Genomic DNA, 635 nt, shown 5'->3' on the forward strand with positions numbered 1-635 from the left:
CCTAACAATGTTCATTCTGGTCGCGCGGCCCATCGTTCTGGCGTTTGGTCTACCAGAGATGTTGATGATCACCATCCTCGGCCTTTCCATGGTTGCCATTCTGGCTGGGCGCATCCCCTTAAAGGGCGTCGCAGCTGCTGGACTTGGGTTGATGGTTGGCACAATTGGTGAGGCGGACGCTGGCGGTTCGCTCCGTATGGCAACCTATGACATTCCGTATCTGACAGATGGTTTGAAGCTGGTCATCGTTGGATTGGGCATCTTTGCCGTTCCCGAAATCGTCTCGCTGCTGCGGCAGGATCGATCGATTGCCAAAGGGGCTTCGCTGGGGGCGGGTTGGCTGGACGGCGTCAAAGACTGGGCCGCGAATATCTGGCTGTCTGTTCGCTGCTCGATCATCGGGGTGGTCGTTGGCGTCATTCCCGGCCTAGGCGGTTCGGTCGTCGACTGGATCGCTTACGGCCATTCGGTTCAATCGACCAAAGATAAAAGCAACTTCGGCAAGGGCGAAGTGCGTGGCGTCATCGGGCCGGAAAGCTCAAACAACGCCAAGGAAGGCGGCGGGCTGGTGCCTACGCTACTCTTCGGCATTCCCGGCTCGGGCTCGATGGCGATCTTCATCGGTGCAGTGGCTC

1 protein-coding gene is annotated in these 635 nt (G+C 58.6%); it reads left to right on the top strand.

The window, feature by feature from the left end:
- On the top strand, nucleotides 1-635 hold a 635-nt coding region (locus tag ACR0CG_RS24060; RefSeq protein WP_480528038.1), incomplete at both ends, for a tripartite tricarboxylate transporter permease.

It is taken from the genome of Ruegeria sp. AB8 (assembly GCF_056542605.1).